This is a genomic window from Sphingobium sp. GW456-12-10-14-TSB1, assembly GCF_059424385.1.
In genome coordinates this window covers 1,922,097-1,936,922 of the sequence record NZ_JBWKZI010000001.1, presented here as the reverse complement: position 1 = coordinate 1,936,922, position 14,826 = coordinate 1,922,097, and the positions used below count along the sequence as shown (strand labels likewise).

The following is a 14,826-nucleotide window of genomic DNA, read 5'->3' as shown; positions in this document are numbered from 1 at the left end:
GCCTGGATTGACCAGATGCAAGCGAACCTGGCGTGCGAACTCGTGCGCAAACACAATGGTGCAGCTTGACTAAGCGGTCCCTATATTGTTCAGGGGCGTGGAAACGGGATAGCAGGACTTATTCAGATGGCCGAATTTGCGTTGCCCAAGAACAGCAAGATCAGCGGCAAGGGTGTGACCCACCCCGCACCCGCAGGCGCGACGAAGGTGCGCAGCTTCAAGGTGTATCGCTACGATCCCGACTCCGGGCAGAACCCGCGTTACGACACCTATGAGATTGATCTCGACAATTGCGGCCCGATGGTTCTGGACGCGCTGATCAAGATCAAGAATGAATATGATCCGACGCTGACCTTTCGCCGGTCCTGCCGTGAAGGGATTTGCGGTTCCTGTTCGATGAACATGAACGGCAAGAACGGGCTGGCCTGCACCACCGCGATCGAGGAATGTTCGGGCAAGGACGTGCGGATCACGCCGCTGCCGCATATGGATGTGATCAAGGATCTGGTTCCTGATTTCACCCATTTCTACGCGCAGTATAATTCGATCCAGCCCTGGCTCAAGACCGTGTCGCCGCCGCCATCGGGCAAGGAGCGGCTCCAGTCGCCCGCCGATCGCGAGAAGCTGGACGGCCTTTACGAATGCATCCTGTGCGCCTGCTGCTCGACCAGCTGCCCATCCTACTGGTGGAATTCGGACAAGTTCCTCGGCCCGGCCATCCTGTTGCAGGCCTATCGCTGGCTGGCGGACAGCCGCGATGAATATACCGGCGATCGTCTCGACGAACTGGAAGATCCCTTCCGCCTGTATCGCTGCCACACCATCATGAACTGCGCGAATGTCTGCCCCAAGGGTCTGTCTCCGGCCAAGGCGATCGCCGAAACCAAGAAGATGATGGTCGAGCGGCAGCTCTGATTGTCGTGAGTAAGACCGAGGCGATGGTTGCCGCCGCACCGGCGGAGGATTGGAGCGGTTGGCGGCGCTGGGGCGATTCGGACAGCGTCGATTTCCCCTCGGTCATCGGCAGCGGTTATGCGCGCAGCGACGCGCCGGGCAAGGCGCGGGTCGCGCTGGAGGTGCGACCGCAGCACATGAACCGCTTTGGCAATATGCACGGCGGTTTTGCCGCAGGCTTTGCCGATCACGCCTATTTCATCGCGCTCTGGGCGATGGGGCGTGAGGATCAGATGGCTGCGCTCACCATTGACCTGTCGATGCAATATCTGGGCCTGGGCAAGCGCGGTCTGACGATGATCGCCGATGTCGAACTGCTCAAGGAAACGGGCAAGATGCTGTTCCTGCGCATGACGATCGCGCAGGGCGATGGCCTGATCGCGGCCTCTACCGCTACATTGCGCAAGGTCATTGTGGCCAAGTGACAGGTGTGGTTACCCGATATGAGGCGCTGATCGCGGCTGGCGAATTGCGCGCCGATCCCGATCAGCGCGCGGCGGCGTTGCGACTCGACACTTTGCAGCAGCAATTGGAGGCGGTTCCCGCACGCGGTTCGACGCTGTGGAAGCTGCTGCGCAAAATGCCTGAGCCGCCGCGCGGCCTCTACATGTGGGGTGGGGTCGGTCGCGGCAAGTCGATGCTGATGGACCTGTTCTTCGACACGGTGAAGATCCAGCGCAAGAAGCGCGCGCATTTCCATGAATTCATGCTCGACGTCCATGCGCGGCTGGCGGAAGCCCGCAAGTCGGAGAAGGGCGATCCGATCCCGCCGGTCGTGGAGTCGCTGGCCGATGAAGCGCGCTTGCTCTGCTTTGACGAAATGGTCGTCAATAATATGGCTGATGCCGCGATCATGTCCCGTCTGTTTACCGGACTGCTGGAAAAGCGGGTGACGATCGTCACGACGTCCAACCGCGAACCCGATGAACTTTACAAAAATGGACTTAACCGTCAGCTTTTCCTGCCCTTCATCGACCTGATCAAGGATCGTCTGGACGTCCTGACGCTGAACGGCCCGACCGACTATCGCCGCGACCGGCTGGGCGACGCGACCTTATGGCACTGCCCCAATGGCGATGCGGCGACGGTCGCGCTCAGCACAGCATTTTTCCGCCTGACCGATTATCCCCCGTCAGACCGCGCCCATGTGCCCTCGGAGGACATAAAGGTGCAGGGCGGGCGGACGCTCCATGTGCCAAAGAGCCTGAAGGGCGTGGCGGTCTTTTCGTTCAAGCGGTTGTGCGCGGAGGCGCGCGGCGCGCCCGACTATCTGGCGATCGCCCGGAAATATCATACGGTGATCATCGTCGGCATCCCGGTCCTGGGGCCGGAGAAGCGCAATGAGGCCGCGCGCTTCGTGACGCTGATCGACTCGCTCTACGAGTATAAGGTGAAGTTGCTGGCGTCGGCGGACGCGGAACCGGCGCGGCTCTACCCGGAGGGAGACGGCGCGTTCGAATTTGAACGGACGGTATCGCGACTGATGGAAATGCAGTCGGACGATTATCTGGCGCTGGGCCACGGTCCCAAATAGGTACCGCAGCGGGCACGGCCCGCCGTGTGCTGCCGTCATCATGACGCAATCTTCTTGCTGAAAACGGGGAAAAACAGACCGGATGCTCTCCGTCGGGAAAGCATCCGGCAGGATACCGCTGCAGGGACAGCTCGACGGCCAGGGTGGGAGCCGGGAGCGACAGGGTGTTGCTGCTCTTATCGCAATTGCGAATGAGTTGCAAAGATAATTTGCGCTTACGGCCTTTGTTAGTTGAAACCCCTGCATTATCGGCTTAAGCGGGCCATCAATTCCAGAGTTTACGTCTTGGAGGATGACAGACATATGGCCCGTAACAAGATCGCGCTCATCGGCGCTGGTAACATTGGCGGCACGCTCGCGCATCTCGCGGCCCTGAAGGGGCTGGGCGATATCGTCCTGTTCGACGTCGTGGAAGGCGTGCCCCAGGGCAAGGCGCTCGACCTGTCCCAGTGCGCATCGGTCGAAGGCTTCGACGCCAAGATCACCGGCAGCAACGATTATGCCGATATTGCTGGCGCCGATGTCATCATCGTGACCGCCGGTGTCGCGCGCAAGCCGGGCATGAGCCGCGACGACCTGCTGGGCATCAACCTGAAAGTCATGAAGGCGGTGGGCGAAGGCATTGCCGCCAACGCGCCCGACGCCTTCGTCATCTGCATCACCAACCCGCTCGACGCGATGGTTTGGGCGCTGCGCGAATTTTCGGGCCTGCCGCACAACAAGGTCGTCGGCATGGCCGGCGTGCTGGACAGCTCGCGCTTCAACCACTTCCTGGCCGAAGAATTCAACGTGTCGGCCAAGGACGTCACCAGCTTCGTGCTGGGCGGCCATGGCGATACCATGGTGCCGGTGATCGAATATTCGACCGTTGCGGGCATCCCCGTGCCTGACCTCATCAAGCAGGGCCGCTCCACCCAGGAGCGTATCGACGCCATCGTTCAGCGCACCCGTTCGGGCGGCGGCGAAATCGTCGCGCTGCTCAAGACCGGCTCTGCCTTCTACGCGCCCGCCACCAGCGCGATCGCGATGGCGGAATCCTATCTGGGCGACAAGAAGCGCCTGCTGCCCTGCGCGGCCAACCTGACCGGCCAATATGGCGTCGACAATCTCTATGTCGGCGTGCCTGTCATCATCGGCAAGGATGGTGTCGAGCAGGTCATCGAAATCGAACTCAACGACGAAGCCAAAGCCAATCTTCAGGTTTCGGTCGACGCCGTCAAGGAACTGCTGGAAGCGTGCAAGGGTATTGATCCCTCGCTCGCCTGACACTTCAGAGCTGCACCATCCCGTTTCAGGTAAGTGCGCAGCCTGGAACGGGATGCATTCGACCAAGTGCCACGTCCACAGAATGTAAAGGGACACGCATGTCCATTCTGGTGAACAAGAACACCAAGGTCATCACCCAGGGGATGACCGGTGCCACCGGCACCTTCCACACCGAACAGGCGCTCGCCTATGGCACCCAGATGGTTGCCGGGGTCACGCCGGGCAAAGGTGGTTCGACCCATATCGGCCTGCCCATGTTCGACACGGTGCTGGAAGCCAAGACCAAGACCGGCGCGGATGCGTCGGTCGTTTACGTGCCGCCGCCATTTGCGGCCGATTCGATCCTGGAAGCGATCGACGCGGAAATTCCGCTGATCATCTGCATCACCGAAGGCATCCCCGTCCTCGACATGGTCCGCGTGAAGCGCGCACTGTCGGGCAGCAAGTCGCGCCTGATCGGCCCGAACTGCCCCGGCGTGCTGACCCCCAATGAATGCAAGATCGGCATCATGCCCGGCAGCATTTTCAAGGCGGGCAGCGTCGGCGTCGTGTCGCGTTCGGGCACCTTGACCTATGAAGCGGTGTTCCAGACGTCGAACGCTGGCCTGGGTCAGACCACGGCGGTCGGCATTGGCGGCGATCCGGTCAATGGCACCAACTTCATCGACGTGCTGGAACTGTTCCTGGCCGACGGCGCCACCGAATCGATCATCATGATCGGTGAAATCGGCGGTGACGCGGAAGAGCAGGCGGCGCAGTTCCTGATCGACGAAGCCAAGAAGGGCCGCAAGAAGCCGATGGCTGGCTTCATCGCCGGTCGCACGGCCCCTCCGGGCCGTCGCATGGGCCACGCTGGCGCGATCGTGTCGGGTGGCAAGGGCGACGCGGAAAGCAAGATCGCCGCGATGGAAGCGGCGGGCATCAAGGTTGCGGCCAGCCCGTCCGAACTGGGCACGACCCTGCTGGAAGTGCTGAAGGGCTGATCAGGCCTGTAAGGCGGTCGGGCTGCACCCCGGCCGTCCTTTGCCCGACCGCGACTGCACGCGGCACGGATGGGATATGATGATGGGTTACGAAAACCAGGATTTTGAAGTCGAGCAAGGTCCAAGCTGGGCGCGACCCAACTGGCCGCTGGCGGATACGGACGACCTGACTGGGGCGATGGACCCGACCCAGATGCAGGTGGCCGTAAAGGCCGCCGCCAAGTCTGCGGGCAAGTCTGTGTCGGACGCCGACATAGCGCAGGCGGCAGAGGACGCCATTCGCGCGCAGATGTTGATCCGCACCTATCGCGTGCGCGGTCATCTCGCCGCCAATCTCGATCCGCTTGGGCTGACCCAGCGCGACTTGCCGGCCGATCTGACGCCGGAATATCATGGCCTGACCGATCCGGCGAAAAAGATATTCCTGGGCGGCACGCTGGGCCTGCAATTTGCGACCGTGACCGAAATCGTCGCGATCCTGCGCGCCAATTATTGCGGCAATGTCGGCCTGGAATATATGCACATCGCCGATGTGGAGGAACGCCGTTTCCTTCAGGAGCGGATGGAAGGCAAGGACAAGGAAATCATCTTCACGCCAGAGGGCAAGAAGGCGATCCTGGCCAAGGTCATCCAGGGCGAACAATATGAAAAGTTCCTGGGCCGCAAATATGTCGGGACCAAGCGCTTTGGTCTGGACGGCGGCGAATCGATGATTCCCGCGCTCGAAGCGGTCATCAAATATGGCGGCCAGTCGGGCATCCGTGAAATCGTCTATGGAATGGCCCATCGTGGCCGCCTGAACGTGCTGGCCAATGTGATGGCCAAGGGCTTTCGCGTTATCTTCCACGAATTTTCCGGTGGCACCGCGAACCCGGAAGATGTCGGTGGTTCGGGCGACGTCAAATATCATCTGGGCACATCGACCGACCGCGAATTTGACGGGGTCAAGGTCCACATGTCGCTGGTCCCCAACCCCTCGCACCTGGAAACCGTCGATCCGGTGGTGCTCGGCAAGGTGCGTGCGCAGCAGACGTTCCGCGACGATCTGGCCAAGCATGAGCAGGTTTTGCCGGTGCTCATCCATGGCGACGCGGCCTTTGCGGGTCAGGGTATCGTCTGGGAATGTCTCGGCTTTTCCGGGGTTGCGGGTTACAATACCGGCGGCTGCATCCATTTCATCGTCAACAATCAGGTCGGTTTCACCACCAGCCCGCAATTTTCGCGCGGCTCGCCCTATCCGTCCGACGTGGCGAAGGGTGTGCAGGCGCCGATCCTGCATGTGAATGGCGACGATCCCGAAGCGGTGACTTTCGCCTGCAAGCTGGCGGTCGAATATCGCCAGACCTTCCATCGCGACATCGTGATCGACATGTGGTGCTATCGCCGCTTCGGCCATAATGAAGGCGACGAACCCTCGTTCACCCAGCCGCTGATGTATGCGAAGATCCGCCAGCATCCGCCGGTCAGTGAAGTCTACGCCACTCGCCTGAAGGCGCAGGGCGTGGTCGACGATGATTATGTCACCAAGACGACGGGCGACTTCGTCAACCATCTGGAAGACGAGTTCGAGGCGTCCAAAAGCTATAAGGCCAACAAGGCCGACTGGTTTGCGGGTCGCTGGTCGGGACTGCACAAGCCAGCCGATGCTGAAACCGCGCGCCAGAGCGTTGAATCGGCGATCAGCCCCAAGCTGTTCGACAGCCTGGGCAAGACGCTGACCACCGTGCCGCAGGGCCACACCGTCCACAAGACGCTTCAGCGCGTGCTGGATGCCAAGGCGGAGATGTTCAAGTCAGGCGCGAATTTCGACTGGGCGACGGGCGAGGCGCTGGCCTTCGGCTCGCTCCTGTCGGAAGGCTATGGCGTGCGATTGTCGGGACAGGATTCCGGTCGTGGCACGTTCAGCCAGCGCCACTCGGTCTGGGTCGACCAGAATACCGAGAAGAAATATATCCCGCTGTCGACCGTGCCCCATGGCCGGTTCGAGGTGCTGGATAGCCCCTTGTCCGAATATGGCGTGCTGGGCTTTGAATATGGCTATGCGCTGGCCGACCCCAAGAGCCTGGTGCTGTGGGAAGCGCAGTTTGGCGACTTCGCCAATGGCGCGCAGATCATCTTCGACCAGTATATCGCATCGTCGGAAACCAAATGGCTGCGCTCCAACGGGCTCGTCTGCCTGTTGCCGCATGGCTATGAAGGGCAGGGGCCGGAACATAGTTCGGCGCGTCTGGAGCGCTTCCTGCAACTGTGTGCGGAAGGCAATATCCAGGTCGCCAACATCACGACGCCAGCCAATTATTTCCATGTCCTGCGTCGCCAGATGTTGCGCCCGTTCCGCAAGCCGTTGATCATCATGACGCCCAAGTCGCTGCTGCGGCACAAGCTGGCGGTAAGTCAGGCGCAGGACTTCCAGGGCGATACGCACTTCATGCGCATCCTTTCGGATACCAACCCGGCGCCGGACGCGGAAACGGAGCGTCTGGTCCTGTGTTCGGGCAAGGTCGCCTATGACCTGATTGAGGCGCGCGATGCGGCGGGTGACAAGAATACCCAGATCGTGCGTATCGAACAGCTCTATCCCTTCCCGACCGATGCGCTGGCCATCCGTATCAAGCGGATGACCAATCTGACGGAAGTGATCTGGTGCCAGGAAGAACCGCGCAACAATGGTGCATGGTTCCATGTGGAGCCTTATATCGAGGAAGCGCTGGCGAGTGCCGGCAAGGCGCCGATGCGCGCCCGCTATGCCGGTCGCAAGGCATCGGCGTCGCCCGCCACGGGCCTCGCCAAGCGCCATGTCGCCGAACAGGGCGCCCTCGTCGCCGATGCGCTGGGTCACAGCGTTCGTGAAGAAATCCGTCGCCAGAAGAAAGGCTGAACAAGCTCATGGCCACCGAAGTCAAAGTCCCTACTCTGGGCGAATCCGTTACCGAAGCAACCGTGGGCCAGTGGCTCAAAAAGCCCGGTGAAGCCGTCGCGCTCGATGAGCCTATCGTCAGCCTGGAAACCGACAAGGTCGCGGTCGACGTGCCCGCGCCGGTCGCAGGCACTCTGGGCGACATCATCGCCAAGGAAGGCGAGACGGTGAATGTCGGCGCATTGCTGGCGCTGATCAATGAAGGCGCGGCTGCTGCTGCCGCGCCTGCCGCTGCGCCCGCCGCCAAGGCGGAGGCCGCCGCGCCTGCACCGGCCGCTTCGGCCCCTGCACCTGCTGCATCGGACGATGAGGAGGGCGGCAATCTGACCCTGTCGCCCGCCGTGCGCCGTCTGGTGCTGGAGCATGGGCTGGACCCCAGCAAGATCAAGGGCACCGGCAAGGATGGCCGCCTGACCAAGGATGATGTGACGGCGGCTGTAGCGGCTGGCACGGCGAAGGCGGCGGCCGCGACGGCGGCGGATTCGGCCCCTGCGGCTGCGGCACCGGCGTCCGGTCCCGGTCGCGCGCAGGAACGGGTCAAGATGACCCGCCTGCGCCAGACCGTCGCCAAGCGCCTGAAGGAAGCGCAGAATAATGCCGCGCTGCTGACCACTTTCAACGATGTCGACATGAGTGCGGTGATCGAGGCGCGGGCCAAGTATAAGGACCTGTTCGAAAAGAAGCATGGCGTCCGTCTGGGCTTCATGGGCTTCTTCACCAAGGCCGTCTGCATGGCGCTGAAGGACATTCCGGGCGTCAACGCGCAGATCGAGGGCGACGAGATCGTCTATAACGATTTCTGCGACATTTCGGTCGCGGTGTCGGCGCCGACCGGTCTGGTCGTTCCGGTCATCCGCAACGCCGAAAGCATGAGCGTGGCGACGATCGAAAAGACGATTGGCGACTTTGGCCGCAAGGCGAAGGAAGGCAAGCTGACTATGGAAGATATGAAGGGCGGCACCTTCACCATCTCCAATGGCGGCGTGTTCGGCAGCCTGATGTCCACCCCGATCATCAACCCGCCCCAGTCGGCAGTGCTTGGCCTCCACCGCATCGAGGATCGTCCAGTGGTGCGCGATGGTCAGGTCGTGGTGCGTCCGATGATGTATCTGGCGCTGTCCTATGACCATCGTCTGATCGACGGTCGCGAGGCGGTGACCTTCCTGGTCGCGGTAAAGAATGCGATTGAAGATCCGACCCGTCTGCTGATCGACCTGTAAGGCTTATTTCCCACGTGCTCCTGCGAACGCAGGAGCCCAGGGCGGAGAAATGCAACGAAAGCGGGATATGTCTATCTGATGGCCAGCCGACGCAATGGCACCCTCTATCTGGGTGTTACAAGCGATTTGGCTGGCCGGGCATATCAGCATCGAAACGCTTTGGTTGAAGGCTTTACGAAGCGACATGGCTGCACCATGTTGGTGTGGTTTGAGGCATATGATGAGTTGCAGGAAGCGAGGCTTCGCGAACTGCAGATGAAGAAATGGAAGCGCGCCTGGAAGATCGAGTTGATCGAACGGGAAAATCCGCAGTGGCGGGATTTGTTCGAGACGCTGTTCTGACGACGCCCTGGGTTCCTGCGTTCGCAGGAACACTATGAGGAAGAAGAACGATGGCCGAGTATGATTATGACGTTCTGGTGATCGGCGCTGGCCCAGGCGGCTATGTGGCCGCGATCCGGGCGGCGCAGCTGGGCCTGAAGGTCGCGTGCGCGGAAAGCCGTGAGACGCTGGGCGGCACCTGCCTTAATGTGGGCTGCATCCCGTCCAAGGCATTGCTTCATGCGTCGGAACTCTATGACGAAGCGGCCAACGGCACGCTCGCCAAGCTGGGCGTCAAGATCGACAAGATGAGCCTCGACCTGTCGACCATGCAGGGGCAGCGGGTCGACGCGGTCAAGGGTCTGACCGGCGGCATCGAATTTCTGTTCAAGAAGAACAAGGTGACCTGGCTCAAGGGGCTGGCGAGCTTCACCGGCGCAAACACGGTTACAGTGGGCGGCGAAACGGTGACGGCGAAGAATATCGTTATCGCCACCGGATCGTCGGTCATGCCGCTGCCGGGTGTCGAGGTGGACAATGCCGGCGGCCAGATCGTCGATTCGACCGGTGCGCTGGAACTGGACAAGGTGCCGGGGCATCTGGTCGTTGTCGGCGGCGGCGTCATCGGCCTGGAACTGGGCAGCGTGTGGCGTCGGCTGGGGTCCAAGGTCACGGTCGTGGAATATCTGGACCAGATCCTGCCCGGCATGGACGGCGAAATCCGCAAGGAAGCCAACAAGATCTTCAAGAAGCAGGGCTTCGAATATCGGCTCGGCACCAAGGTGACCGGCGCGAAGGCGGGCAAGAAGGGCGTGACCCTGACCGTCGAGCCTGCTGCGGGCGGCGCGGCCGAAACGATCGAGGCGGATGTGGTTCTGGTGTCGATCGGCCGTCGCCCCAATACGGATGGACTGGGCCTCGACAAGATCGGGCTGGAACTGAACAAGCGCGGCCAGATCGAAACCGATCATGAATTCGCCACCAAGGTGCCCGGCGTCTGGGCGATCGGCGACGTGATCCCCGGCCCCATGCTGGCCCACAAGGCCGAGGATGAGGGCATTGCCGTTGCCGAGAATATCGCGGGCCTGACCGGCATCGTGAACCATGACCTGATCCCCGGTGTCGTGTACACCAAGCCTGAAATTGCAGGCGTCGGCTTGACCGAGGAACAGGCCAAGGAAAAGGGCCCGATCAAGGTCGGCAAATTCCCGATGATGGCCAACAGCCGCGCCAAGACCAATCATGAACCGGACGGCTTCGTGAAGGTCATTGCCGACGCTGAGACCGATAAGGTGCTCGGCGTGTGGATCATCGCCGTACCGGCAGGCACCATGATCGCGCAGGTCGTGCAGGCGATGGAATTTGGCGCATCGAGCGAGGATATCGCCTATACCTGCCACGCCCATCCGACGCATAGCGAGGCGATCAAGGAAGCGGCGATGGCGGTGACCGGCAAGCCGATCCATATGTGATTGCACAGCAGATCAGGACAAAGAAGGGCCTCCGGTTTCGGGGGCCTTTTTTGTTGGTGATTATGCCCATTGCAAACTCGCTACCCAAATCCTCCCCTTTAAGGGGAGGGGGACCGGCGAAGCCGGTGGAGGGGTGTCATGCTATCGAGAGGGCGACACCCCTCCGTCTGGCCTACGGCCATCCACCTCCCCTAGCAGGGGAGGATTTTATGTTTGACGGCCGTGGTCAGAAATCAGGTCGCTTCTTCGCCTGAAACGCAGCCACGCCCTCGGCAAAATCGGGCAGGGTGAAGGCGTCGCGGAACATCGCCAGCGTCACCTCGTCATCATCGGCCTGACCGTCCAATATGCGACGGATAATCGCCTTGGACGCGCGCACGCTGTGCTGCGCATTGGCGGCGATGGTGCGGGCCAAAGCCGTTGCGGCGGCCAAGGGATCGACGGCGATCTCGTCGATCAGGCCGATGGCGAGGGCATCGTTCGCGCCGTGCAGCGCGCCGGTGAAAAGGATGCGTCTGGCACGCGCCGGTCCCACCAGATCGACCAGCAATTTGGTGTCGAACAGCGAATAGACGATGCCGAGTTTCGCGGGCGTGATGCCCAGCCGGGCGGTAGGGGCGGCGATGCGCAGGTCGCAGGCGATGGCGAGGCCACAACCGCCGCCAACACAATCGCCGTCAATGGCCGCGATCACCGGCTTTGGCGCATGGGCGAGCGCATATTGGCTGGCGCGGATGGCGGCCTGATTGGCTATGCGCCAGGCTTCGTCGATGCTGTGCCGGGCAAATTCGCCGATGTCCGCCCCGGCGCAGAAAATGCCGGGCGTGGCGGAGCCGAGGATCAGGACGCGGACGGCGTCGTCGGCCATCGCCTGCGCCACCAGCACGGGCAGCTCTTCCCACATCGCCTGCGTCATGGCGTTACGACGCGCCGGGCGGTCAATCAGCAGGCGGGCGATGGTCCCGTCCCGCTCCAGCCGCAAGCTCATGTGGGCCAGCTTTGCAGGAGGGGAACGAGATCGTCGAAATGGTCGATGACGGCGTCGGCCGCCAGATCCTCGACCGGGCCGTCGAGGAAACCGAAGCTGACCGCGACGCTGGGGATGCCCGCATTGCGCGCGCCCGCTATGTCGTTGATCGTGTCGCCGATGAAGATTGTCCGGCCACCACCCGCGCGCTCGATCATGGCGCGGATGGGGGCGGGATCGGGCTTGGCGACGCCCACCGTGTCGCCGCCCACGATGCTGGCGAAACGCGGCGTCAGGCCAAGCTGATCGATCAACGGGATGGTGAAGCGCTCTGCCTTGTTGGTGCAGATGGCCAGCTTGACGCCTGCCGCGGCCAGCGCGTCCATCGCGGCGATCAGGCCGGGATAGGGGACGGAACGGGCGCTGAGATTATCCTGATAATAGTCGAGCAGGACGGGCAGCAGCCGGGCGAGCGTCGCGTCGTCATAGCCGCCCGAAGCGTCGAGCGCGCGTTCGAGCATGACCTTCGCGCCCTTGCCGACAAAGGGGCGGATGGCCTCCACCGGGAAAGGCGGTCGGTCGATCGTCGCGATGGCGTGGTTGACGGCGGCGGCAAGGTCGCCGCTCGTGTCGATCAACGTGCCGTCCAGGTCGAAACCAACAATATCGAAATTTATGTTTGCCATGGCCGCGCCATGCCGCGAGCGCGGTGGCAAAGGCAAGCCAAACATGGCAGAGCCGAAGGCCACAGACCCATTTTCGAGGGACAGAGATATCGTGACCGCCAGCCGTCCAGTCGCCCGCCCATTGGCCGTCATCATCCTGGCCGCCGGGCAGGGCACACGCATGAAATCGTCGTTGCACAAGGTGTTGCACCCGGTTGCGGGACGCCCGATGCTGCTGCACCTGCTGGCGAGCGTCGCGGCGCTGGAGCCGGAGCGGCAGGTCGTGGTGGTCGGCGCTGGTCGGGAGCAGGTCGAGGCAGCGGTGGCGGGCACCGGCGCGGTGATTGCGGTGCAGGACCAGCAGCTGGGCACCGGCCATGCCGTTGCACAGGCGCATGATGCGCTGGCCGGATTCGCGGGCGATGTGTTGATCCTCTATGGCGACGTACCGCTCGTGAGCGGAGCGACGATGCGGGCGATGCTCGATCGGTTGAACCGGGGGGACGATCCGCGCGCGGTCGTGCTGGGGTTCCGACCGGACGACGCTGCCGCCTATGGCCGGATCATTGCCGATGGGCAGGGTATCATCGGGAAGATGGTGGAATATAAGGACGCCAGTGAGGCCGAACGGGCAGTCACTTTGTGCAATAGCGGGCTGATGGCGGTGCGATCGACCGATCTCTTCGTCCTGCTGGACCAGATCGGTAACGATAATGCCGCTGGCGAATATTATCTGCCCGACATCATCATGCTGCCCGGTGCGCCCAGTGCGGTGATCGAGACGGACGCGTGGGAAGTGGCGGGCGTCAACAGCCGGGTCGAACTGGCGGGCGTGGAGGCGATGTGGCAGGCGCGCCGCCGGGTAGAGGCGATGCGCGAAGGAGCGACGCTGGTGGCGCCGGAGACAGTGTTCTTCGCCCATGACACGATATTGGGCCGCGACGTGGTGGTGGAACCGAACGTCGTGTTCGGGCCGGGCGTGCGGGTGGCGGACGGGGTGGTCATCCACGCTTTTTCCCATCTGGAAGGGGCCAGCATTGAAAGCGGCGCGGTTGTCGGACCCTATGCACGGCTGCGGCCCGGTGCGCAGATCGGCGTCAAGGCCAAGGTCGGCAATTTCGTCGAGATCAAGAAGGCCGTGCTGGGCGAAGGAGCCAAGGTCAATCACCTGTCCTATATTGGCGATGCCAGCGTGGGTGCGGGGGCCAATATCGGCGCGGGGACGATCACCTGCAACTATGATGGGTTCTTCAAATATAAGACCGAGATCGGCGCGGGCGCCTTTGTCGGGTCGAACAGCGCGCTGGTCGCGCCGGTGACGATCGGCGATGGCGCGATCGTGGCGGCGGGAAGCGTGGTGACGCGGAATGTGGAGGCCGACGCGCTGTGTCTGGTCCGACCCGCGCAGGAGGCAAAGCCGGGCTGGGCCAAGCGGTTTCGTGCGCGGATGATGGCAAAGAAGGCGGCGAAGTGAGAAAAGGCTGCGTGCTCCCGCGCAGGCGGGAGCCTAGATCGGAGCGTGGGACTGGGCTCCCGCCTGCGCGGGAGCACGTTGTGGGATGAAGCTGGTCCAGCGGCATCCCCGGTTGGCGGGACTGGTCTGTACGCTGATCCTGATTCTGGCAGGGGCTGGCTGGCTGATCCGGAACGCCAGCGCCATGCCACAGGTTCGGCTGGCCGAGATTGCGCTGCCCTTCCCGGCCGACGCGGCGCGCGATCCTGTTACCGTCGCGCTGCTGACCGATACGCATATGTCCGGGCCGGACAACAGCCCGGCGCGGATGGCGCGGATCGTGGCGCAGATCAACGCGCTGCGCCCGGATCTTATCCTGCTGGGCGGTGACTATATTGGCGATGACAAAGGCGGGGCGACCTATGACGCGCGGGCAAGCATCGCGCCACTCGCCGGGCTGCGCGCGCCGCTGGGCGTGGTGGCGGTGCTGGGCAATCATGACAGCCGCAGCGCATTGAACCGCGTTGCGTTGAGCAGTCGGGACTGGGTGGTGGCTTTCTCGCGGATCGGCATCACCCTGTTGCAGGATGGCGTGGTGCGGCGCGGGCCGCTGGTGATCGGCGGGCTGAAGGATATTTATACGCGAAAGCCCGACCTGCCCGATACGATGACAGCGATGGCGCGAATGGGTGGCGCGCGGCTGATCCTGTCGCACGGGCCGGATGTGTTTCCCGCTCTGCCGAACACGCCGTCGTTGACACTGGTGGGGCACACCCATTGCGGGCAGGTGGCTTTGCCCTTTGCCGGGATCGTCTATGTGCCGTCGAAATATGGGACGCGCTATGGCTGCGGCCTGTATCGCGACGGGGCCAAGACGATGATCGTCGCGGCCGGGATCGGCACCAGCGGATTGCCGTTCCGGTTGCTCGCCCCGCCCGACATCTGGCTGATCACGATAAAGCCGACACCGAACTGAACATATTAAACTGAACGCCCCCCACCTTGACGGGAGTGGCCATTGCCGTGACACGCAATACTAACGATTATCCGGCACAGACGCCGGGCATCCGCGTC

General features: G+C 62.7%; 13 protein-coding genes. 11 read left to right on the top strand and 2 right to left on the bottom strand.

All coding sequences use genetic code 11. From position 1 onward, the window contains the following. Nucleotides 1-126 precede the first annotated feature (126 nt). The 9 genes from AC07X9_RS09425 (at nucleotide 127) to lpdA (ending at nucleotide 10,667) form a co-directional block, all read left to right on the top strand. Entirely contained in the window at nucleotides 127-915 is a 789-nt protein-coding gene (locus AC07X9_RS09425; RefSeq protein WP_017182650.1) for a succinate dehydrogenase iron-sulfur subunit, read from the top strand. Between the two features lie 23 nt (nucleotides 916-938). Next, on the top strand, nucleotides 939-1,379 hold the full coding sequence (locus tag AC07X9_RS09420; protein ID WP_017182651.1) for a PaaI family thioesterase: 441 nt from the start codon (nucleotides 939-941) through the stop codon (nucleotides 1,377-1,379). After that, complete coding sequence (gene zapE / locus AC07X9_RS09415) at nucleotides 1,376-2,488, top strand: cell division protein ZapE (protein ID WP_026002303.1); 1,113 nt, start codon at nucleotides 1,376-1,378, stop codon at nucleotides 2,486-2,488. Before AC07X9_RS09420 ends, zapE begins: the two co-directional genes overlap by 4 nt. A 303-nt stretch (nucleotides 2,489-2,791) precedes the next feature. Continuing rightward, nucleotides 2,792-3,754, top strand: coding sequence for a malate dehydrogenase (gene mdh, locus AC07X9_RS09410; RefSeq protein WP_017182653.1), 963 nt, complete (start codon nucleotides 2,792-2,794; stop codon nucleotides 3,752-3,754). Nucleotides 3,755-3,852: 98 nt separating this feature from the next. Next, nucleotides 3,853-4,737: a succinate--CoA ligase subunit alpha gene (gene sucD, locus AC07X9_RS09405; RefSeq protein WP_017182654.1), complete on the top strand. Its 885-nt coding sequence runs from the start codon at nucleotides 3,853-3,855 to the stop codon at nucleotides 4,735-4,737. Nucleotides 4,738-4,819: 82 nt separating this feature from the next. Continuing rightward, entirely contained in the window at nucleotides 4,820-7,615 is a 2,796-nt protein-coding gene (locus tag AC07X9_RS09400) for a 2-oxoglutarate dehydrogenase E1 component (protein ID WP_026002304.1), read from the top strand. A gap of 8 nt (nucleotides 7,616-7,623) precedes the next feature. Further along, a complete protein-coding gene (odhB, locus tag AC07X9_RS09395; RefSeq protein WP_017182656.1) occupies nucleotides 7,624-8,874 on the top strand; it encodes a 2-oxoglutarate dehydrogenase complex dihydrolipoyllysine-residue succinyltransferase in 1,251 nt (416 codons plus the stop codon). Nucleotides 8,875-8,952: 78 nt separating this feature from the next. Then, entirely contained in the window at nucleotides 8,953-9,216 is a 264-nt protein-coding gene (locus AC07X9_RS09390; RefSeq protein WP_017182657.1) for a GIY-YIG nuclease family protein, read from the top strand. A 50-nt stretch (nucleotides 9,217-9,266) separates the two neighbouring features. After that, nucleotides 9,267-10,667, top strand: a complete 1,401-nt coding sequence (gene lpdA / locus AC07X9_RS09385; RefSeq protein WP_017182658.1) for a dihydrolipoyl dehydrogenase — start codon at nucleotides 9,267-9,269, stop codon at nucleotides 10,665-10,667. 226 nt (nucleotides 10,668-10,893) lie between these two features. Here lpdA and AC07X9_RS09380 read toward each other — a convergent pair whose 3' ends face one another. Next, a complete protein-coding gene (locus AC07X9_RS09380; RefSeq protein WP_017182782.1) occupies nucleotides 10,894-11,655 on the bottom strand; it encodes an enoyl-CoA hydratase/isomerase family protein in 762 nt (253 codons plus the stop codon). Next, the gene (gene gph, locus AC07X9_RS09375) at nucleotides 11,652-12,320 is read right to left on the bottom strand and encodes a phosphoglycolate phosphatase (RefSeq protein ID WP_017182783.1); all 669 of its coding nucleotides are present in this window, start codon (nucleotides 12,318-12,320) and stop codon (nucleotides 11,652-11,654) included. Before gph ends, AC07X9_RS09380 begins: the two co-directional genes overlap by 4 nt. 160 nt (nucleotides 12,321-12,480) lie before the next feature. Between gph and glmU the strand changes: the two genes are divergently transcribed. Then, entirely contained in the window at nucleotides 12,481-13,773 is a 1,293-nt protein-coding gene (gene glmU, locus AC07X9_RS09370; protein WP_026002323.1) for a bifunctional UDP-N-acetylglucosamine diphosphorylase/glucosamine-1-phosphate N-acetyltransferase GlmU, read from the top strand. An 85-nt stretch (nucleotides 13,774-13,858) separates the two neighbouring features. Further along, nucleotides 13,859-14,728, top strand: coding sequence for a metallophosphoesterase (locus AC07X9_RS09365; protein WP_017182785.1), 870 nt, complete (start codon nucleotides 13,859-13,861; stop codon nucleotides 14,726-14,728). The last annotated feature ends 98 nt before the right edge of the window (nucleotides 14,729-14,826 follow it).